Source organism: Microvirga sp. KLBC 81 (genome assembly GCF_003075415.1).
Lineage (GTDB): Bacteria > Pseudomonadota > Alphaproteobacteria > Rhizobiales > Beijerinckiaceae > Microvirga.
Genome location: NZ_QDAH01000008.1, coordinates 1 through 21,902, shown reverse-complemented (window position 1 = coordinate 21,902; position 21,902 = coordinate 1). Strand labels below are relative to the sequence as shown.

Below are 21,902 nucleotides of genomic sequence, written 5' to 3'. Positions count from 1 at the left end.
AAGAGCCATGATGCTTACGCTGCCTTCTTCGCTTCGGCGCGACCGTAGAAGGTCTCACCGGAAGCGGCCATGTCGAGGAGCATCTTCGGCGGGGCAAAGCGCTCGCCATGCTTGGCCTGCAGCCCTTGGCACAGCTCCACGAAGGTCTTGGCGCCCATGAAGTCGATGTAGGACAAGGCACCGCCTGTATAAGGCGCGAAGCCGAAACCGAGGATCGATCCGACATCCGCCTCGCGCGGATCGGTGACCACGCCCTCCTCGAAGGTGCGGGCGGCTTCGAGAGCCTGCGTCACGAGAAGGCGTGCTTTAAGCTCCTGCATGTCGACGAGCTCCGGCTCCACATGCTTCGACTGAAGATCCTTCAGTCCCGGCCACAGACGCTTCTGGCCGTTCTCCGGATAATCGTAGAACCCTTTCCGGTTCTTGCGTCCGAGGCGGCCCTCCTTCTCCACGAGGGTTGTCAGCAGCTCTTCCTGCTGCGGCACGATGGCGGCATCGCCAAGCTGCGCCTTCGTGGCCTTGAGGATCTTGAGCCCAAGATCGACACCAACTTCATCGTTGAGCGAGAGTGGACCGACTGGCATGCCGGCCTGTTTGCCCGCCTGCTCGATCATCGCCGCCGGCAGGCCCTCCGTGAACATGAGATGGCCCTCGAGAATGTAGGCCAGCACGCAGCGATTGGCGAAAAAGCCCCGCGAGTCGTTGACGACGATGGGCGTCTTCTTGATCAGGCGCACATAATCGAGCGCCGTGGCGAGCGCCTCGTCGCCTGTCTGTTTGCCCATGATGATCTCGACCAGCATCATCTTCTCGACCGGCGAGAAGAAGTGGATGCCGATGAACTGGCCTGCATTCCTGGAGTTCTTGGCAAGGCCGGTGATCGGCAGCGTCGAGGTGTTGGAGGCGAAGATGCAATCCGGGCGGATCGCAGCTTCCACCTTCTGGATCACCTCGGCCTTGACAACCAGGTCCTCGAACACGGCCTCGATCACGAGATCGCAATCGGCAAGATCGCCGTAATCGGCGCTTGCCTTGATGCGCCCGAGCAGAGCATCACGATCAGCCGTCTTGGCACGGCCCTTCATGATCTGATCGGACATGAGCTTGTGCGAATGGGCCTTGCCCTTCTCCGCCGCCTCCACGTCACGATCGATCAGCACGACCTCAAGACCCGAATTGGCGGTGACGTAAGCCACGCTCGCGCCCATGAAGCCGGCGCCGACGACACCGACCTTCCGGATGGTCGTCGGCGGCACGTCCTTCGGACGGCGCGCGCCCTTGTTCAGGTCCTGCATGGAGATGAAGAGGGTGCGGATCATCGCCGCCGCTTCCTTCGAGCGCAGGATCTTGGCGAACCAGCGCGATTCCACCTTCAGTGCGAGATCCATCGGCAGCTGCAGGCCCTGATAGACCGTTTCCAGGATCGCGCGGATCGCCGGGTAATTGTCCTGCGTCTCGCGGCGATAGATGGCGTTGGCCGGAGGCCAGATCTGCATGCCGGCGGCGGAATAGACCTTGTTCGAGGGCAGCTTGTAGCCCTTTTGGTCCCAGGGCGCGATGGCCGAACCGCCTTGTCTGATCCAGTCCTTCGCGGTCTGCACGATCTGATCGCGCGGCGCGACGGCATGGACGAGGCCCATGTTGCGCGCCATGAGCGGACGGAGCTGCTCGCCCTTGAAGAGCATCTGCAGCGCATCGCCGGTCTGCATCAGACGCGCCACGCGCTGCGTGCCGCCAGCACCCGGGAAGAGACCGACCTTCACCTCGGGCAGACCGACGCGGGTGGAGTCGACATCCGACAGAACGCGGAAATGGCAGGCGAGCGCCAGCTCGAACGCGCCGCCGAGACACACGCCGTGGATCGCAGCCGCGAACGGCTTGCCGCAGGTCTCCAAACGTCGATAGAGCAGCGAGAGCTTGCGCGATTCCTCGAACAGGAAGGAAGTGGCCGCCTCCTCACCCTTCTCCTTGGCAACCCGCAGATACTGCGCGTTGGAGGACTGGAGCATGGTGAGGTCCGCGCCACCGGAGAAGGATTCCTTGCCGGATGTGACAACGCAACCTTTGATGGCTTCGTCACCGGCAACCTTTTCGATGATCTGGGACAGCTCGTCCATCACCTGCGGGGTGATGACGTTCATGGAGCGGCCCTGCATGTCCCAGGTCGCGAGCGCAATGCCGTCGGCATCGACCTCGAAGCGGAAATTGGTGAAGTTCGTCATGGGGGTTCTCCCGTCTCCGCTGTTTCTTAAACGCGCTCGATGATGGCAGCCGTTCCCATGCCGGCGGCGACGCAGAGCGTGATCAGCGCCGTCTGCTTGTTGGTGCGCTCCAGTTCGTCGAGTACCGTGCCGAGGATCATGGCGCCGGTGGCACCGAGCGGATGACCCATGGCAATCGCGCCGCCATTCACGTTGACCTTCGCCGGATCGAGATCGAGCGCCTGCATATAGCGCAGCACCACGGCCGAGAATGCTTCATTGATCTCGAAGAGATCGATGTCGTCCTTCGTCATGCCCGCTTTTTTTAGCGCGAGCTCCGACACGTCGATGGGCCCGGTGAGCATGAGGGCGAGATCGGAGCCGATGGAGGCGAAACCTTTCAGGCGCGCGCGGGGCTTGCACCCCATCTTCGTGCCGCCTTCCTTCGAACCGATGAGCACGGCGGACGCGCCGTCCACGATGCCGGACGAATTGCCCGCATGGTGCACGTGATCGATGAACTCCACATCCGGATGCGCCGCGATGGCAACGGCATCGAAGCCACCCATTTCGCCCATCTGCACGAAGGCGGCCTTGAGCTGGCCCAGCGACTGCATGTCGGTCTGCGGACGCATGTGCTCGTCCTTGCCGAGGATCGTGAGGCCGTTCACGTCCTTCACGGGAACGATGGACTTGGCGAAACGCCCCTCGTCCCATGCCTTCGCGGCGCGCTTCTGCGACTCGACCGCATAGGCATCGACGTCATCGCGGGTGAAGCCGTATTTCGTGGCGATGAGATCCGCCGAGATCCCCTGAGGCAGGAAGTAGTTGGAAATCGCGATACCGGGGTCAACTGGCCATGCGCCGCCGGACGCGCCCATGCCGACGCGGCTCATGGATTCGACACCGCCGCCAATCGCGATGTCCTTCATGCCGGACATGACCTGGGCGGCGGCGAGGTTTACCGCATCGAGTCCCGAGGCGCAGAAGCGGTTGATCTGCACGCCGGGCACTTCCTTGCCGAAGCCGGCCTTGAGGGCCGCTGCACGGGCGATGTCACCGCCCGCCTCGCCGACCGGATCGACGCAGCCGAGCACCACGTCTTCGACCAGCATCGGATCGAGATCGTTGCGCTTGCGGATCGCATCGAGCGCCGTGACGGCGAGATCGACCGTGGGCACTTCGTGGAGTGAGCCATCCGGCTTGCCGCGCCCGCGCGGGGTGCGAACGGCGTCATAGATAAATGCTTCGGCCATGAGGGCCTCCCAGAGTTATTGACGTCATCCCGGGCAAGCGAAGCGCGACCCGGGATCGTTTTCAGAATGAAGCGCTATACTCGTCACGCGATCCCGGCTTTTCGCGATGCTCCGGCCGGGATGACGCTTGTCATCAGAAAGCTTCCACCGGCATCGCCATGGTGACATCCGCACCGGACGAGATGCGGGCCAGGCGCACGCCGGTCTCGGGCATCATGCGCTCCATGAAGAAGCGGCCCGTCAGCAGCTTCGCGTCCATCTTCTCAGGCATGCCATTGCCCTGCGCTTTCTTGGCATGCGCGGCCTTTGCCATTTTGGCCCACATGTAGCCCATGGCAACGGTGCCGAAGAGATGCATATAGTCGGTCGCGCCGGCCCCCGCGTTGTCGGGCTTCGCCATCGCATTCTGCATGAACCACATGGTGGCCTGCTGCAGATGACCGAGTCCCTGCTGGAGTGGCGCGATGAAGCCCTTTAGGCTCTCGTCGCCCGCGTTTTCCTGGCAGAAGGCGCCGACCTCGTTGAAGAAGGCCATGACGGCCCGGCCGCCGTCCTTCGCCAATTTGCGGCCGACGAGGTCCATGGCCTGGATGCCGTTGGCGCCCTCATAGATCATGGCGATGCGGGCATCGCGCACGAACTGCGACATGCCCGATTCCTCGATATAGCCGTGGCCGCCGAACATCTGCTGCGCCTTCACGGTGTTCTCGAAGCCGAGATCGGTGAGCACGCCTTTCACCACCGGCGTCATCAGGCCCATGTAGTCCTCGGCGGTCTGGCGCTGCGCCTCATCCGAGGAGCGATGCGCGATGTCGCTGTTCAGTCCGGTCCAGACGATGAGCGCGCGCGCCGCCTCGTTGAAGGACTTGATGGAGAGGAGCGTACGGCGCACGTCCGGATGCACGATGATCGGATCGGCGGGCTTGTCCGGGAATTTCGGGCCGGTGAGCGACCGGCCCTGCAGGCGGTCCTTCGCATAGGCCGCCGCATTCTGATAGGCGACTTCGGATTGCGAGAGCCCCTGCACGCCGACCGCGAGGCGCGCCTCGTTCATCATCACGAACATGGCATTCAGGCCGCGGTTCTCCTCACCCACGAGCCAGCCCTTCGCGCCGTCAAAATTCATGACGCAGGTGGCGTTGCCGTGAATGCCCATCTTGTGCTCGATCGAGCCGCAGGACACCCCGTTCCTGCCACCCAATGAACCATCCGCGTTGACGAGAACTTTCGGCACCACGAAGAGCGAGATGCCCTTCGTGCCGGCAGGCGCGCCTTCGATGCGTGCGAGAACGAGATGGACGATGTTCTCCGCCATGTCGTGCTCACCGGCGGAGATGAAGATCTTGGTGCCGGAAATCGAATAGGAGCCGTCGCCGTTCGGAACGGCCTTTGTCTTGAGCAGGCCCAGATCCGTGCCGCAATGGGGTTCGGTGAGGTTCATGGTGCCGGTCCAGGCGCCCTCGACCATCTTCGGCAGATAGGTGCGCTTCTGCTCCTCGGTGCCGTGCACCAGGAGCGCCGCAATGGCACCTTGCGTCAGGCCCGGATACATGCCGAGCGCCAGGTTCGCCGAGGAGACGAATTCCTGCATGATCGTGTTGAGGACGGAGGGCAGCCCCTGCCCGCCGAATTCCTCCGGCGCCGACAGGCCCATCCAGCCGCCGGCGGCATAGGCCTCATAGGCTTGCCTGAAGCCCTTCGGCGTGGTCACCGAGCCATCCGGGTTACGGGTACAACCCTCCTGGTCGCCCGTGAGATTGAGGGGCGCGAACACCTCTTCGCAGAGCTTGGCGCCCTCGGCGAGGATCGCCTCCACCACATCCGGCGTCGCATCGGCAAAGCCGGGCAGGTTGTTGTAGCGCTCGATGGGAAAGACATCGTTCAAGAGGAACATGACGTCTTCGACAGGGGCCTTGTAAACCGGCATTCGCTCTTCCTCCCAACTCGGTTGGCGGCAGCCCTTCGGGCGCTCGGCCAACTCAATAGATAGTTCACATATAAACTATCTATTCCTTTTGGAAAGAGGTAGGGCGCAAAATCTCGTGCGACACGGACGAAAGTCGGGCACGTCCAAGCCCTCGTCCTCCCCTAAAGGCCGACTAGACTTCCGCAACGAACAAGGCCCCCTCACGCAAGGAAAGCCTTCGAAAGCGGATGCGCCCGAGGGCGTCGGGCGGAAATCACCCTCAGCCATCAGGCGCATCGAGAAAGAGATTGAGGAAGGTGCCGGCTTCAGGCTGCGACGGCCAAGCTGGCGCGGCGGGCCCTGAGCTCCTTGAGAGCCTCTTCGATCTCGAGCTTCTGCTGCTCGAGATGACGGATCTGATCCTCGACCTGATCGAGAGAGAGCCTGAGGTTCATGGCCGGGCCGCTCGCTGAACGCTCCTCGGCCAGCATGGCGCGGATCTCGGTGAGGGTGAAGCCGAGCTGCTTACCCTTCAGGATGACGGAGAGGCGCTCACGGTCGCGGGCATCGTAGATGCGGGCGGTGCCGTCGCGGCGGGGAGAGAGAAGGCCACGGTCCTCGTAGAAGCGCAGGGTGCGCAGCGTCACGCCGAATTCGCGGGCGAGATCGCCGATCGTAAAAGACTTCGTGCCCTCACCCATTTCGTTAGGATTGGAACCCGCTGCATTTTGGTTCATCGAATTGCCCCGTCAGTTGTTTGTTCTTTTGATCCAGTGCATCAGCACCATTATTTGTAATGTTATGATAGAACATACAACATGTTGGTTGCAAGTGTTTCAAACCACATGCCGTTCCCAAGCAACGGGGAGTGGTTTTTCTTGCAACCTACCTAAGGGGAAACTGCCCGTTCGGAGGGGGCTTCCCGGGCTAGAGCATCGGACCCAAAAGTGGATCTGCACTTTTGGGGATCGATCCGATGCTCCCTTCTAGAGAAAGCGCATCGTTGAAAGCGGAAAACCGGGGCCACTTTTCGCTGACGCGGCCCTTCGGGTCCGCACGATGCGCTAGAGCTGTTTCCCTTGGCCCGGAATCAGATCTCTTCTCTGCTGCCGCATTTTTTGACGGTGAACCGGAGCCACTTCACCGAAAAAGGCTCTAACCCCCAGCGCTTAACGGCTTTTTTACTACGTTCGTCGAAAGCTGCGCCGTCGGCTCGGTGACCTGAAGGCCAAGTGATTCGCCTTCAATCGCGGGTTCATGACCGTCACGGTTGGCAGAGGTAGGGGGCCCGACGCCGGCCGGGAGAGTTCGTAGTATCCCCCGCGAGCGCGGCCATGAGACGACACGTCCTTTCGAACCTCGACGATCTGGACATTGACGCCCGTGAACTGGCCAAAGCCGCCGCCCGCCAGGCAGGATTGAGCCTCGAGGAATGGGCAGCGGCCATTCTGGCTGCCAGGGACGAAAGGCGCGCCTCACCTGCCCAGGAGCGCAAGCCTGCAGGCCAGGATGCCGGCACCGCCATGCCCCGCCCTTCGAAAGCCGCCCGTCCCGAACTGGAGCGAAACTTCGAGGCCTTGATGGCAGCGGCGACGGCGGAGAGCGAGCGCCAAGCTCAGGACCACGCCTCCCGCACGGCGATCGCGCTCGAATCCATGGCAAGCTGGATCGAGCAGACCGAGGAGCGCCTGAACGAGACGGCACGCGCTTCGGCGGATCACCAGGACCGCATGGCCACGGCCCTCTCGCAGGCTCTCTCCACTTTGAAAAACCGCCTCGACACGGTCGAGCGCCAAGCGGTCGCCGAGCGCCAGACAGAACCCGACAAGACATGGATTCCCGCCGTCGGCACAATCCGCGCCGAGATCGAGCGGCTGCGCACGAGCATGGACAACCTCGCGACGCGCGAGGAAATCGCCGAAATCGACCACGCTCTGAAGAACATCGTCAGGGACATGGGCCAGGGTGCCGCCAGCAGGGATCTCCTGATCCTCGCCCAGTCCACGGCGGCTCTCTACCGTCAGATCCAGGCTCTGTCGGGGGAGATCAACGATGGCCTGCACGGGCGCATCGGCGGCGAGATCGATCAACTCAAGGCCAAGATCGACAGAATCGCCGAGACCGGAATCGACCGCACGGTGATCGACTTTCTCAGCAGCCAGATCGTGGACATGCGTCATGATCTGTCCCAGCGCGCCGAGCCTCGCCAGATCGAACGCCTGTCGGAAGAAGTGACGACCCTCGGCCGTCAGATCGCAGATCTGCGCATCCATCAGGTCGGACGCAACGATTTCTCCGCGCTCAAGACTTCGCTCGAAAATGTCTGCGCAGCCCTGAACCGCACCGTCGAAGCCCAGGGGGCGAACGACGTCCCGGCGCAGCTCGAGGGCATCCGCCGCAATCTTGCGGTGCTCGTGAACCGGCCTGCACCCGAGCCCGTGAATCTCGATCCGATCACCGATCATCTGGTGCTTCTGACCGAGCGCATGGCGAGCCTGTCCGAGAACCGCTTCGCGCAAAACGATGCCCTTAACGCCATGATCGAGCGCTTGTCCGGGCAGGTTCAGGCCGTGGCCGAGAAGGAAGCTCCTTCGCACGAGCCGCTGATGAAGCGCTTCGACAGGATCGAGGAGGAACTGCGTCAGGTTGGCCGGCAGGCGGACACCGCGTCGGTGGAACTGATGCTGCGCACGATTGACGAGAAGCTCGATCGCGCGCCTCCCAAGCCTTCAAGCCTCGATACGCTTGAGCGGCAGATCACCTCCCTTGCCGAGCGCCTGGCGGAAAGATCGGACGAGCCCCTACAGAAGGTTCTCGAAGAGACGACAAGTCACCTTCGCAACCTGCAGAACGATGCCGCCGGTATCGCAGAGCGTGCTGCGAAAGCCGCGCTGAAGGATTTGCAGCCGAACCTGCCTGACTCAAGCGACGTCGATGCGTTGAAACAGGGTTTCGTGGAGCTGAAGGCTCTGCAGAGCCGCGCCGACAAGAAGACCCAGGAGACCCTGCGGGCCGTTCACGATACCTTGGAGACGCTTGTTGCGCGCTTTCCCGGGCAAGGCGCTGTCGCCCATGCATCCGGTGCAATCCCTCAGGCGATCCTCCCCGCCTCCCCTGAGCAGATGCAGCCTGCAGACCGGCTGGAAGCGGCCGTCCGCCGACTGCATGCCGTCACCCTGTCCCAAATCGAAGAAGTCGCGACGGCGCGCCCGGACGATGACGCGAAACCGCAAACATCAGAGATCGTGGTGACTCCGCCTGCCCTCGATGAGGCGGATCTTGGCAATGTGCGCGCCGGCTTCATCGCGGCCGCGCGCCGGGCCGCGCAGGCCGACAAAACCGATCAGCCTTTCTTCACGCTTCAGCCGGAAGAAGAAGTGAGTGCCGACGAGATCGAAGCCATCGACGCGGAAGAATCCCCATCCTACACGCCGGCCTCCCTCATCGAGCGCATCCGCAGAAGCATCGAGGCTCATCGCCGCTCGCTTCTTCTCGGCCTCGGTCTCACGATCCTGGTGACAGGAACGGCGCAGGTCATTTCCAGCGGAGTCATTTCCAGCGGACTTGCACCCTCGCCTCTGTCACTGATCTCATCCGCGAAGCCCACTCAGCAGACGCCGGTTCCTCTCGCCAAGGCGAAGCCGCACGAGGACACCGCGCAGACGGGCAGCATCACCGCCTCTCCAGACAAAACAGCTCTCTTCCAGCCGTCGAGCCTTGTGGCGCCCGCAACTCCGACCCTGCCGGCGACCGCGAAGTTCCTGGTCGATCCTGCAACCGTCCATGAAATTCCGGCCCAGGTTCCGACCGTTCTCAGGCAGGCTGCGCTCGCAGGCGATGCGACAGCGATTTACACCGTTGCGTCCCGCGCAGCGGAGGGGCGTGACATGCCCCGGGACATGATCCTTGCGATCCATCTCTACGAGCGGGCCGCCCAGGCCGGGTTTCCCCCGGCGCAGGAGCGCTTGGCGATGATCATGGAGAAGGGGATCGGCATCGCGCGGGATCCGAAGCAGGCCGTCATGTGGTACGAGCGGGCGGCCCAGGGCGGCAACATCCGCGCCATGCACAATCTGGCCACGCTTCTCGCCTCCGGCTGGAACGGCAAGCCGGATCACGCCGCCGCTCTACGCTGGTACAACGAAGCCGCCGAAGCTGGCCTCAAGGATAGCCAGTTCAACATGGGCGTTCTTCTCGCCCGCGGCTTCGGAGCCAAGCAGGATCTCCCCAAGGCCTACAAGTGGTTCGCCCTGGCCGCCGCTCAAGGCGACCAGGACGCCGCCAAGAAGCGGGACGAGCTTGCCGGACGGCTGAGCGCTGCCGAACTGACGGCGGTGAAGGGCTCCCTTGAGCAGTGGCATCCCCGCCCCGTCGATCCCCTGGCCAACGAAGCGCCCGCTTCTTTGGACGGCCAGACGGCGGCTCTGGATCGAACTCAGGGCAACAGGAGTTGACGGCGGAGCGGAAGCGGTCAGCTTACGTTCAGCACTTGTCCTTTAAACCGCTCCGCGCATCATCGTAACCACGCCGTGTCTGCACCGGCTTAAGGGACCGGCAAGGGGATCCGGATTGCAAATCTATCTGCCGATCGCTGAAATGCCTGTGAGCGTTCTTCTCATCCTCGGGATGGGTGCGGCGGTCGGCTTCATTTCAGGCCTCTTCGGCATCGGCGGCGGGTTCCTCATGACGCCGCTCCTGATCTTTCTCGGCATCCCCCCGGCCGTGGCCGTGGCGACCCAATCGGCCCAGATCGTGGCCTCCTCGACAACCAGCGTGCTCGGTGCCATCAGGCGCGATGCGCTCGATCACAAGCTCGGCGCGATCCTGGTCGCCGGAGGCTTCGTCGGCTCGGCGCTCGGCGTGTGGTTCTTTGCGGCCGCCCGGCGCGCAGGACAGCTCGATCTCGTGATCGTGGTTTCCTATGTGACGCTTTTTACCGTCGTCGGCAGCCTCATGCTCAAAGAGAGCATTCGGGAGTTCTGGACGAAGCGGCGGGGCGGCACCGTGCGATTGCGCCGGCAGGCGGGCGAGCACGCCGCCTATCTCGGCTGGCCGTTGCGGATGCGCTTTTACCGCTCCAAACTTTATGTGAGCGTCATTCCGATCCTCGGCCTTTCGCTCTTTATCGGCTTTGCGGGCGCCCTGCTCGGCATCGGCGGCGGCTTCATCATCGTGCCGGCGCTTCTGTATATCTTCCGCGTTCCCACCAACGTGGTCGTGGGCACTTCCCAGTTCCAGATCGTCTGCACGACCTTCGTGGCCCTCATCCTGCATGCGGTGCAGAACCAGGCTGTCGACATGGTTCTGGCGATCCTGCTCATCATCGGCGGTGTCTTTGGCGCCCAGTTCGGGGCACGCATGGGGCGCAACTTGAGAGCTGAAGTGTTTCGCTTCCTGCTCGCCATCCTGCTGCTGGCCGTGGGCCTGCGCTTTGCGCTCGAGCTCGTCCTCCAGCCGCAGGAGCCGTTCTCGATTACCGTACAGGAGTTGCGCCAGTGAGGACTCCTGAGAGGAGGAAGCATCGGATCAATCCCAAAAGTGGAATCCACTTTTGGGTCCGATGCTCTGGCCTCCTCCTGATCGTGCTTGCCTCCATCGCCTCCGCCTCGGCGGAGACCCTGATCACGTCGCTCTCGAACCACCGTGTTCTCATCAACTCCAACTACACGGGCACCTCCATTGCCGTGTTCGGCGCCATTGAGCGGGACGCACAGACCGTCGCCCGCGCCACGGGCTATGACGTGGTCGTCACGGTTCGCGGACCACGTCAGTTCCTGGTCGTCCGCGAGAAGGAGCGACTGGGCCCGATCTGGATCAATCAGGAGCGGCAAAAGTTTCCGCAAGCCCCTGCCTATTTGGGCGTTTTCACATCAAGGCCCATCGAGAAGATCACGAGCGTTCAATTACGCCAGCGTCAGAAGATCGGCCTTCGAGCCATCATCAACGCGCCGGATTTTACGAACGAGCGCGGAGCTGGCGCAGACAAACAGTTCCGGGAGGCCCTCTATCGCCTCAAGGCGCAGGCAGGTCTCTATCTGGAAGACGAACGCGGGGTGACCTTCCTGACCGCCGATATCTTCCGGGCGAGCATCCCGCTCCCGGCAACAGCCCCGCCCGGCGATTACAGCGTGGAAGTCACCCTCTTCGCCGACACGGTGATCCTGGCCAGCACGATCACCCATTTCGAGCTGGTCAAAACAGACTTCGAGGAGCAGATCGGTTCCGTCGCCCGCGACTGGTCGCTTTTCTACGGGCTTGCCACCGCGCTGGTCGCCATCTTCTTCGGCTGGCTCGCCAGCGTGATCTTCCGGCGGGACTGACGGGTCAGTCGCGGCAGAGCATCGCCTTCGCGATGGCGAAGATGCGCTCCGTGCCGATGAGATGCGCCGTGAAGCCGTTCGGGAAGAGCGGCTTGAAAGCGGCATCGCACGCATTGAGGCCGCCCGCATAGGCGCCGAGAGCCGGCATGACGCAGCGTGTGCCATCGGTCAGGAAGCAGCGACGGCGCGTGGCGCGTCCGCGCATCACCACCTTGCCGACGGGATGCAGATGCCCTGCCACTTCCGCCTGCTCTCCTGCGACAGGCTCGTGGCGCAGGGTGAGGGAACCGAGCGCCATCTCCTCCACCACCTGGCCTCCGATGCTCTCCGGCAGGATGCGGTCGTGATTGCCTGTCACCCAGATCCACTCGCGGCCGGCCTGAACGCCGGACAGCGTGGAGCGCTCCTCATCGCCCAGCCGATCGGGCCCACCGATATCGTGGAAGCTGTCGCCGAGCGCGATGACGACACGCGGATCAAAGCGGGACACCACATCCGACAACGCGCTCAAGGTCTCGCGCGTGTCATAAGGAGGCAGCATCATGCCGCGTCGCGCGAAGGAGGAGCCTTTCTCGAAATGCAGATCGGCCACGAGCAAGGCGTCATGCGCGGGCAGATAGAGGCCCCCGGACAGGTCCAGGAGGGCCAGCTGCCCCGCAAGCTCGATTTCGTGCGTTGTCTGTTTGTTCTTTCGCAATGCCGTCACGCCAAAGCCTCGTCGAGAAGCGCCGCTTCCGCCTCGGCCAGAATCTCGTCCGCATTGTCGCTATAGACGCGCTCGCGGCCGATCTCCAGCATGACGGACACGCTCAAAGGAGAAACCCGGTCGAGCGGTTTGTGGATGATTCGCCCCCGGATGCGCTGAAGCATCATGCCGAGACGCCTCACGTCCAGGAGTCCCGTTGCCGCATCCGCCCGCGCGGCGCGGAGCAGCACATGGTCGGGCTCGTGCTTGCGCAGGACATCATAGACGAGATCGGTCGAGATCGTGACCTGCCGTCCCGTCTTCTGTTCCCCTGGGAAGCGGCGCTCGATAAGGCCCGCGATCACGGCGCATTGGCGGAAGGTGCGCTTCATGAGGGAGGATTCGGCAAGCCAATCCTCCAGGTCGTCGCCCAGCATGTCCTCGGAGAAGAGCTCGTCCATGAAGCCGGGCTCCCGCGCCGCCCGTGCGGCGATGTCGCCCGAGGCGTAGACCGCGATGCCGTAATCGTTCGCCACGAAGCCCAGAGGCTTCAGCCGCGCCCGCTCCAGGCGTCTTGTCAGCAGCATGCCGAGCGTCTGGTGCGCGAGACGGCCCTCGAAGGGAAAACAGGTCATGTAGAAACGATTGCCGCGCGGGAATGTCTCGACCAGAAGATCGCGGGGCCCCGGCACGATGGAGCGGCGGCGCTGCTGCAGCAGCCATTCCGTCATCTGCGGCGGCAGACGATCCCATTCGAAGGGATCGGCGAGGATTTCGCGCACCCGCGCCGCGAGAAAGGTGGAGAGCGGAAACTTGCCGCCCTCATAGGATGGGATCATGGGATCCGTTCCCGAGGCCGCCCGCGTGACCAGCACCTCGTCTTCCGCGATTCCTTCGAACCGCAGCACCTCGCCTGCGAAGAGAAAGGTGTCTCCGGGCGTCAGCGTTTCGGCGAAATATTCCTCGATCTCGCCGAGAATGCGCCCGCGCGGCAGCACCGTTCCGGGCCTCGCGCGCGACGTCTTGCCGAGCCGCACCTTGATCATCGTGGCTTCGACGATGGTGCCGACATTCAGGCGATATTGCTGCGCCACCTTGCCGTCACGCACGCGCCACAAGCCATCATTGCCCTTCACGATCTTGGCGAAGCGCTCATAGGCGCGAAGGGCATAGCCGCCGGTGGCCACAAACGCGACGCAGGCCTCGAAATCCTCCCAGGAGAGCGATGCGTAGGGCGCGGCGGATCGCACTTCCTCGTAGAGATCTTCGAGCTTGAACGGATCGGCGCAGGCTCGCCCGAGAATGTGCTGGCAGAGCACGTCTAGCGCGCCGATGCGGGCATCGGGCGTATCCTGCGCCGCCTCGTGCACGGCATCCAAGGCGGCGCGGCATTCCAGGATTTCGAAGCGATTGGCCGGCACGAGATAGGCCTGCGACGGCTCGTCCATGCGGTGGTTGGAGCGGCCGATCCGCTGCATGATGCGCGAGGCGCCTTTCGGCGCGCCCACATTCACCACGAGATCCACATCGCCCCAGTCGATGCCGAGATCGAGGGTGGCGGTACACACGACGGCTTTGAGCTTGCCCGCCGCCATCGCCTCCTCGACGCGGCGGCGCTGCGTGACATCGAGCGAACCATGATGGAGGGCGATGGCCAAGCCATCGTCGTTGAGCTTCCAGAGCTCCTGGAACGTGTATTCCGCCTGCAGCCGCGTGTTGACGAAGACGAGCGTGGTCTTGTGCTGCTTGATCAACTCGTAGATCGCCGGCATCGACAGAGAGGCCGTGTGGCCGGCAAGCGGCAGGCGCTCATCGAGTTCGAGCATGCGGATGTCAGGCTGCGCGCCGCCTTCGACCACGACGAGATCGGCGAGGCTCGTCTCATCCTCGCGTTGAGGCACCAGATAGCGCCGCAGATCGTCCGGCTCGCGCACGGTCGCCGACAATCCGACGGCCGTCGCCTGCGGAGCCAAGCTCAAAAGCCGCGCCAGACCGAGCGAGAGAAGATCACCACGTTTCGACGTCACGAGCGAATGCAGCTCATCCAGCACCACGCGGCGCAGGTCCTTGAAGAAGTCCGTGGCCTCGCGATGGGCGAGAAGCAGCGCCAGCTGTTCCGGGGTCGTCAGCAGGATGTCCGGCGGCCGCTCGATCTGTCGCGCGCGCTTGTGAGAGGGCGTATCGCCCGTGCGCGTCTCTATGCGGATCGGAAGCCCCATCTCCTGAACCGGTGTTTCGAGGTTGCGGGCGATATCGGTCGCGAGTGCCTTCAAGGGCGAGATGTAGAGGGTGTGAAGCCCCCGGCCTTCTTTGGCCGTGCCGCGGCGCGGCTCCCGATCCGCCAGTTCCACGAGGCTCGGCAGGAAGCCGGCCAGTGTCTTGCCTGCACCCGTGGGCGCCACGAGCAGCACCGAGCGGCCCGCCTCGGCCTTGGCGAGAAGCTGCAGCTGATGCTCGCGAGGCTCCCAGCCTCGGCTCTTGAACCAGTCCCTGAAGATTTTTGGGAGAAGGGATGCGGACGGTTTGGACATTCCCTTACAAGATAAGCGGGAAGGGAGAGTTTCGCTACGGGAGGCTCAATTTCCGGTGTGAAGCCAATCCTTTGCCGCCTTGCCATCTTCCGCGAGATACCTTCAGCTTAGGAAAACTGAAAACGATCAGGAGGAAACGCCAATGACCAATTCAGCGCAGTTCGAGAATGCCGTCGCCGTCGTGACCGGGGGCACGCAGGGGCTCGGGGAAACCATTGCCCGTACGCTCGCCGAGCGCGGCGCTGCGGGCCTCGTCATCTGCGGCCGCAACGCGGAGCGGGGCGAGGCCGTGGCGCGGGAGATCACGGCGCAGGGCTGCCGCACGGAATTCGTGAAGGCGGATCTCTCCCATATGGACGACACGCGCCAGGTGATGGTCCGCGCCGACAGCGCGTTCGGGCGCGTCGACGTTCTCGTGAACGCGGCCGGCATCACCGACCGCGGCACGATCTTCGACACGAGCCCGGAACTGTTCGACCGCATGTTCGCGGTGAACGTGCGCGCGCCGTTCTTCCTGATGCAGGATGCGGCCAAGATCATGCGGCGCGAGAAGATCGAAGGCACCATGGTCAATATCCTGTCCATGTCGGCCCATGGCGGCCAGCCCTTCATCACCGCCTATAGCGGCTCCAAGGGAGCACTGGCGACATTGACGAAGAACGCCGCCTTCAGCCTCATGCCCTGGCGCATCCGCGTGAACGCCCTCAACATCGGCTGGATGAACACGCCGGGTGAGGACAAGACCCTGCGCACCTATCACGGCGCGCAGGATGGCTGGCTCGAAAGGGCCGCGAAGGAGCAGCCCTTCGGTCGTCTGCTCGAAACGGCGGAAGTCGCCCGCGCGGTCGCGTTCCTGGCCAGCAACGAATCCGGCATGATGACCGGCTCGGTCATCGACTTCGACCAGTCGGTGATCGGCTGCTACGAGAGCGCGCCACACCCGTCGACGCCGGCTGAGTAAGGGTCTCTCACAAGCACACCCTCATCCTGAGGAGCAGCCGTAGGCTGCGTCTCGAAGGAGATTCCAGAGCACACTGGATCCTCCTTCGAGACGGCGCTGACGCGCCTCCTCAGGATGAGGTCAGGAGAATTTTGAAGCACTGAAAAGATCAGCGCTGCAGCACCACAAGGAACCCGGGAACCGGGACGCCGCGATCCTCCCGGGTCGAGACCCGATCGAGGATGAGTGTCGCAAAGCCATTCTCTTCAGCAAGCCTTCGCAGATAGCTTTCGCTATGGGCATAGCGCGCATCAGCCCCAAGAACGAAGCCTTCGCCTTGATGCGCCTGGACCGTGAAGGCGAAGAGGCCTCCGCGCTTCAGCACGCGATGCGCCTCGCGGAATGCATCGTCGAGCGCCGCCATGTAGACGAACACATCCGCCGCCACCACGAGATCGGCTTGCGCATCGGCGCGTCCCTTCAGGAAGGAGACAAGCTCTCCTTCGTGGAGCTCATGATAGAGCTTCGTCTTCGACGCTTTCTCCAGCATGCGCGGCGAGAGATCGACGCCGGCCAGCGCCTCACAAAGACCGTCGAGCGCCTGCCCCATCAGTCCCGTGCCGCAACCGAGATCGAGGGTGAGCCCGAACCGGCAATCCCTGATCTGCCTGGAGCAGGCGCGACGCAGCGCATCGGCGATCAGCTCCGGCCCGCAATAGGCCAGGCTCTTCGTGAGGTGCCGGTCGAACTTGGGCGCATACTCATCGAACAATGCCCGCACATAGCCGTCCGTCATCGCCTCATCGGGCGGCAACGCGCCGAGGCGGGCGAGATCGAGACGGACGCCCAGGACGTCCTCCGGTTCGAGTTCCAGCGCCCGGCGCAGGGCTTGCGCAGCCTCGTCCTGCAAGCCCAGCTTCGCCGCCGCGCGCCCCAGAAGGGCATGGGCCGGGGCAAAGCGCGGCGCAAGTTCCAGCACCTGCCGGGCCAGATCGGCGGCAGCCTCGAATTCGCGCTCGTCGAAGGCGGCGCTGGCATATTCATAGCGGCGGTCGGCGAGGACATCGCCGGAGGATCGGAAGGAAGTAGTCAACGGCATGGCTCTGCCATGAGGCAGAGACGACGGGCTGTCAATTCAGGCATTCGAAAGCGGGGCCGCCTCTCTCGTCATGGCCGGGCTTGTCCCGGCCATCCCGATGATGAGAAGCGCAGTGCCTCTCAGAAACGAGATCACCGGTACGAGGCCGGTGATGACAGGGAGGAGCCTCTTCAGGCCACTCCGGGAGCAGCCAAGGAATGTTCTCTTTTTGTTCTTGACAATTGTCCTAGACTTGGCTATAGGTGCTGTGTTCTGTCTCACGAGGGACGCGCCCGAGGCGTCGGTCGAAGGAGGCGGGATACGGTTCTGGCCGCTGCAGGGAAAGACGCTGCCCCCGCATGCCGGGGTCCTGAGCAGAGGATGCGGGCTGGAGGACCTGTTCGGGCAGGCTCCTGCCATCGGCCTCTCAAGCCTCGCCGGCACCGGTGCACCCGGGGCTGCGCAGACAGGCGCCGTAAGGCCCTCTGAGGGTTCGTCCCTGACGGGCTGGAGCGCGGGGCTCAGGATGAAAAAAGCCGTGCGCGGGAGGCGGTTGGAGCTTCCCGTTCGGGCGGACCCCGCCCCGAACTCTTCGCGCCCCCGCCCAGGTGCGCGAAGCTCAAGCCGCGTCCCGCGCTTCCCTCGCTGGATGCCCCTTGGAGGCTCTCAAGCCCCGAGGCCGATGATGCTTGCCCCTTTTCATCGGACGCCCGAATGCGAGAGGCAAAGCTCCGCTCCCGAGCCTGACATCCCCCTGCCCGACCCTATATTCCTCTCATGGCGTTGCGCTCCACCGACATCCTCACCCAGACCCCGCAAGGGCTCTACTGCCCCTTAGGTGACTTCCATATCGACCCGGTCCGGCCGGTGAAGCGGGCACTGATTACCCACGGCCATTCCGACCATGCCCGCTCCGGCCACAGGGCCGTGCTGGCGACGCGGGAGACCCTGCGCATCATGGGCGTGCGCTATGGCGAAGATTTTGCTGGCTCGACCCAGGAGGCGCCCCTCGGCGAGAGCCTACGCCTCGGCGACGTGACCGTGCGCTTCACGCCCGCGGGCCATGTGCTGGGCTCGGCCCAAATTTCCATCGAAGCGGGCGGCACCCGTGTCGTCGTCTCGGGCGACTACAAGCGCGCCGAGGATCCTACCTGCCTTCCCTATGAAGTCGTGCCTTGCGATGTGTTCATCACGGAAGCCACCTTCGGCCTCCCCGTGTTCCGCCATCCCGATACACGGGCCGAGATACGCAAGCTCCTCGATTCCGTCGCTCTCTTCCCCGAGCGCACTCACATCGTCGGGGCCTATGCCCTCGGCAAGGCGCAGCGTGTCATGGCGCTGCTGCGAGAGGAAGGCTACGAGCAGCCAATCTATCTGCATGGCGCCATGGAGCGCCTGACGGAACTCTACAAATCCGAAGGCGTACCTTTGGGTGAAACACCCAGGGTCGTCGCTTCCGAGCGGTCCAAACTCGCGGGTGCCATCGTGATCTGCCCGCCCTCCTCCATCCAGGATCTCTGGTCCCGCCGCTTTCCCGATCCCGTGACGTGCTTCGCCTCCGGCTGGATGCGCGTGCGGGCGCGCGCTCGGCAGAAGGGCGCCGAGCTGCCGCTCGTGATCTCCGATCATTCCGACTGGGATGACCTCTGCCGCACGATCCGCGAAACCGGCGCAGGCGAAGTCTGGGTCACGCATGGCCAGGAGGATGCGCTGGTTCATTGGTGCACGACGCATGGCATTCGCGCGCGGCCCCTGCACATGCTGGGCTATGGCGACGAGGGCGAGGTGGAGGGAGCCGCGCCCGCAGGAGGCGAGGCATGAACCGCTTCGCCGCTCTCCTCGACCGCTTGGCATACGAACCGCGCCGCAATGCGAAGCTGCGGCTCATCATGGATTACTTCCGCCATACGCCCGATCCCGAGCGCGGCTATGCGCTCGCCGCCATGACCAATGCGCTGATGTTCAAGGAGGCCAAACCCGGCCTGATCCGAGGGCTCGCTGAGGAGCGCGTCGATCCGATCCTGTTCCGCATGTCGCACGATTATGTGGGTGACCTCGCCGAGACGGTGGCGCTGATCTGGCCTTCGCCGGGGCATGATGAGGCGGCTAGGATATCCGACGGCGCCAACCGACCCTCTCCCCCCTTGTGGGGTAGAGACGGAGAGGGGGGTGTGAGCGCAGGACTGGACCAGCGTGGCACTCCCACCCCCACCCCAGCCCTCCCCTCAAGGGGGAGGGAGGAAGCCGTGCATGCAATCGGCCACAACAATCCGCCGGATGTGCCCACGCTGACGGAAGTGGTGGAGACCCTCGCCACCACGAGCAAGAGCGACCTGCCTGCGAAGGTCGCAGGCTGGCTCGATGCGCTCGACGAGACAGGGCGCTGGGCTTTGCTCAAGCTCATCACGCGCGAGCTGCGCGTGGGTGTCTCGGCAAGGCTGGCGAAAACGGCGGTGGCGCAGCTCGGCGGCATCGAGCCCGATGAAGTGGAGCTGATCTGGCACGGGCTGGAGGCGCCTTATGAAGATCTCTTTGCCTGGGTCGAAGGGCGTGGTCCGAAACCTGAAACCGGCAATCCCGCGCCGTTTCGCCCGCCGATGCTCTCGCATCCGCTGGAGGAAGAGGATTTCGAGAAGCTCGAAGCGTCAGACTTCCTCGCCGAATGGAAATGGGACGGCATTCGCCTGCAGGCCGTCTCTGGCCATGACAGTCATGGACGTCCGGTGCGGCGCATCTATTCGCGCACGGGCGAGGATGTATCCCGCGCGTTTCCTGATCTTTTGGAAGCACTCACTTTTGAGGGCGCCATCGACGGCGAATTGCTGATCGTGCGCGAAGGCCGTGTGCAGAGCTTCAACGTCCTGCAGCAGCGCCTCAACCGGAAAGCCGTGACGCCGAAGCTCATCGCGGAATTTCCGGCGCACTTGCGCGTCTATGACATTCTCACCGAAGGCGACGAGGATCTGCGTGATCTTCCCTTCATCGAACGGCGCAAGCGTCTCGAAGCGCTCGTGGCGCGCATCGATGATCCACGAATCGATCTCTCGCCCATGGTGCCGTTCGAGACCTGGGAAGACCTTGCCGCTGCACGGGCCAACCCTGCTTCCGTCGGCGCAGGACTTGATGCGGATGCCATCGAAGGCTGCATGATCAAGCGGGCGAACAGCCCGTATCTTCCCGGTCGCCCCAAGGGCTATTGGTACAAGTGGAAGCGCGATCCTTATCTCGTCGATGCGGTGATGATGTATGGCCAGCGCGGGCACGGAAAGCGCTCATCGTTCTATTCCGACTACACCTTCGGCGTCTGGCGCGACGGGCCCAACGGCGAGGAGCTGGTGCCTGTCGGCAAGGCCTATCACGGCTTCACGGACGAGGAGTTGATGAAGCTCGATCGCTATGTCCGCAATCACACGGTCAACCGTTTCGGCCCCGTGCGGGAAGTGGAATACGGCAAGGATCGCGGGCTCGTGCTGGAGGTGGCATTCGAGGGCCTGCAACGCTCGAGCCGTCATAAATCCGGCGTCGCCATGCGCTTTCCCCGCATCAACCGCATCCGGTGGGACAAGCCTGCGGCGGAAGCCGACCGGATCGAGACCCTGGAAAAGATTTTGGAGCGGGGTGAAAAGGAGATCCACCCGTTGAAGGATCAGGAGGCCTGACGATGCTGAATGTGGAAACCCTCTCCGAGGGCAGCGTGACCCAGCAGGTCAATGGGCGGCTCCAGGTCGATACCGACGGTCAGGGGCTCGTGGAGATCACCGAGGCCGTCTCCCGCTGGGTGTTCGGCACCGGTATTCTGCATGGCTTGCTGACGGTCTTCTGCCGCCACACCTCGGCCTCTCTGCTGATCCAGGAGAATGCCGACCCGGATGTGCGCCTCGACCTGATGACCGCCTTCGACCGGATGGCGCCTCGGGACGCAGGCTACATTCACTCAACGGAAGGTCCGGACGACATGCCGGCCCATATCCGCACCGTCATCTCGGGCGTGTCGGTCAGCATTCCCGTCATGGAGGGGCAGATGACCCTCGGCGCCTGGCAGGGGCTGTATCTGGCCGAGCATCGGGACAGGCCACATCGGAGGGATATCGTCCTCCACCTGATCGGGGCATAACCCACATGCCCGTATATTATTCGCCTGTCTTTCTCGGTAGAATGGCCGTGGTCTTGATTGCCGCCTTGCTATTTCATGAGAGATGCGGCTAAGGCTCACAAAAGCTCTCGTGGGAGAAGGCAGCAGTGCAGGGTCAAAACACCACGATCATCATCGCCGATGACCACCCCCTGTTTCGCGGCGCGCTGAGACAGGCCGTCGCGTCCATCATGCCCCAGGCCCGGGTCATCGAGGCCAGCGGCATGGACGACCTCAATGCCGCGCTCGCTCAGGAGCGAGACGTCGACCTGATCCTCCTCGATCTGACGATGCCGGGCGTTCAGGGCTTCTCGGGGCTCATGTCCTTGAGGGCGCAATATCCCGAGCTTCCGGTCGTGATCGTCTCCGCCACGGAGGAGCCCAACGTGATCCGTCGGGCCATGGATTTCGGCGCCTCGGGCTTCATTCCGAAATCGATCGACATCGACAATATCGGCGGTGCGATCCAGGCGGTGCTCGCCGGCGATACCTGGACCCCGCCGGATGTGGACCTCTCCGCCGCCGAGGACGTGGAGACCGCCGATCTGGTCCGGCGTCTCGGCACCCTCACGCCCCAGCAGGTCCGCGTGCTGACCATGCTCTCGGAAGGCCTGCTCAACAAGCAGATCGCCTACGAGCTCGGCGTCTCCGAGGCCACGGTGAAGGCCCATGTCTCCGCGATTCTCGACAAGCTCGGCGTCGACAGCCGCACCCAGGCCGTCATCGCAGCCTCCAAGATCGGCGTGACCCAGCGCCCCTCCCCGGCCGGGGCGGATTAAGAGCGCCTAACAAAACCGTTTGCATTGGTTGAAGCAAATGAGAGCACATCCAAGCGTGGTGAAGGCCAGATGGA

General features: G+C 63.7%; 15 protein-coding genes. 8 read left to right on the top strand and 7 right to left on the bottom strand.

The window, feature by feature from the left end:
• Positions 1-14 precede the first annotated feature (14 nt).
• The 4 genes from DC522_RS07935 to DC522_RS07920 all read right to left on the bottom strand — a co-directional run bounded on the left by DC522_RS07935 (position 15) and on the right by DC522_RS07920 (position 6,100).
• Positions 15-2,222, bottom strand: a complete 2,208-nt coding sequence (locus tag DC522_RS07935) for an FAD-dependent oxidoreductase (RefSeq protein WP_116528169.1) — start codon at positions 2,220-2,222, stop codon at positions 15-17.
• Positions 2,223-2,248: 26 nt separating this feature from the next.
• Positions 2,249-3,457: an acetyl-CoA C-acetyltransferase gene (locus DC522_RS07930; protein ID WP_116528168.1), complete on the bottom strand. Its 1,209-nt coding sequence runs from the start codon at positions 3,455-3,457 to the stop codon at positions 2,249-2,251.
• 133 nt (positions 3,458-3,590) lie between these two features.
• The gene (locus DC522_RS07925; protein ID WP_116528167.1) at positions 3,591-5,384 is read right to left on the bottom strand and encodes an acyl-CoA dehydrogenase C-terminal domain-containing protein; all 1,794 of its coding nucleotides are present in this window, start codon (positions 5,382-5,384) and stop codon (positions 3,591-3,593) included.
• A gap of 305 nt (positions 5,385-5,689) precedes the next feature.
• Positions 5,690-6,100 (bottom strand): MerR family DNA-binding transcriptional regulator, encoded by a 411-nt coding sequence (locus tag DC522_RS07920; RefSeq protein WP_116528166.1) that lies wholly within the window; start codon positions 6,098-6,100, stop codon positions 5,690-5,692.
• A gap of 597 nt (positions 6,101-6,697) precedes the next feature.
• On the opposite strand from DC522_RS07920, the gene DC522_RS07915 reads away from it, so the two are divergent.
• From DC522_RS07915 to DC522_RS07905, 3 genes are all read left to right on the top strand, one after another.
• A complete protein-coding gene (locus DC522_RS07915; protein WP_116528165.1) occupies positions 6,698-9,817 on the top strand; it encodes an SEL1-like repeat protein in 3,120 nt (1,039 codons plus the stop codon).
• A gap of 115 nt (positions 9,818-9,932) precedes the next feature.
• Positions 9,933-10,862, top strand: a complete 930-nt coding sequence (locus DC522_RS07910; protein ID WP_116528164.1) for a sulfite exporter TauE/SafE family protein — start codon at positions 9,933-9,935, stop codon at positions 10,860-10,862.
• Between the two features lie 83 nt (positions 10,863-10,945).
• The gene (locus tag DC522_RS07905; protein WP_245444044.1) at positions 10,946-11,683 is read left to right on the top strand and encodes a TIGR02186 family protein; all 738 of its coding nucleotides are present in this window, start codon (positions 10,946-10,948) and stop codon (positions 11,681-11,683) included.
• Positions 11,684-11,687: 4 nt separating this feature from the next.
• On the opposite strand, the gene pdeM is transcribed toward DC522_RS07905, so the two are convergent.
• Entirely contained in the window at positions 11,688-12,389 is a 702-nt protein-coding gene (pdeM, locus tag DC522_RS07900) for a ligase-associated DNA damage response endonuclease PdeM (protein ID WP_116528163.1), read from the bottom strand.
• Positions 12,386-14,899 (bottom strand): ligase-associated DNA damage response DEXH box helicase, encoded by a 2,514-nt coding sequence (locus DC522_RS07895; protein ID WP_116528162.1) that lies wholly within the window; start codon positions 14,897-14,899, stop codon positions 12,386-12,388. Before DC522_RS07895 ends, pdeM begins: the two co-directional genes overlap by 4 nt.
• A 142-nt stretch (positions 14,900-15,041) precedes the next feature.
• Between DC522_RS07895 and DC522_RS07890 the strand changes: the two genes are divergently transcribed.
• The gene (locus DC522_RS07890; RefSeq protein ID WP_116528161.1) at positions 15,042-15,860 is read left to right on the top strand and encodes an SDR family oxidoreductase; all 819 of its coding nucleotides are present in this window, start codon (positions 15,042-15,044) and stop codon (positions 15,858-15,860) included.
• Between the two features lie 148 nt (positions 15,861-16,008).
• Here the strand turns inward: DC522_RS07890 and DC522_RS07885 are convergent, their stop codons facing one another.
• The gene (locus DC522_RS07885; protein ID WP_245444043.1) at positions 16,009-16,932 is read right to left on the bottom strand and encodes a class I SAM-dependent methyltransferase; all 924 of its coding nucleotides are present in this window, start codon (positions 16,930-16,932) and stop codon (positions 16,009-16,011) included.
• A gap of 762 nt (positions 16,933-17,694) precedes the next feature.
• On the opposite strand from DC522_RS07885, the gene DC522_RS07875 reads away from it, so the two are divergent.
• From DC522_RS07875 to DC522_RS07860, 4 genes are all read left to right on the top strand, one after another.
• Complete coding sequence (locus tag DC522_RS07875; RefSeq protein ID WP_116528158.1) at positions 17,695-18,738, top strand: ligase-associated DNA damage response exonuclease; 1,044 nt, start codon at positions 17,695-17,697, stop codon at positions 18,736-18,738.
• Positions 18,735-20,576 (top strand): cisplatin damage response ATP-dependent DNA ligase, encoded by a 1,842-nt coding sequence (locus DC522_RS07870; RefSeq protein WP_116528157.1) that lies wholly within the window; start codon positions 18,735-18,737, stop codon positions 20,574-20,576. Before DC522_RS07875 ends, DC522_RS07870 begins: the two co-directional genes overlap by 4 nt.
• Before the next feature lie 2 nt (positions 20,577-20,578).
• A complete protein-coding gene (locus DC522_RS07865) occupies positions 20,579-21,031 on the top strand; it encodes a secondary thiamine-phosphate synthase enzyme YjbQ (RefSeq protein WP_116528156.1) in 453 nt (150 codons plus the stop codon).
• 125 nt (positions 21,032-21,156) lie between these two features.
• Complete coding sequence (locus tag DC522_RS07860; protein WP_116528155.1) at positions 21,157-21,828, top strand: response regulator transcription factor; 672 nt, start codon at positions 21,157-21,159, stop codon at positions 21,826-21,828.
• The last annotated feature ends 74 nt before the right edge of the window (positions 21,829-21,902 follow it).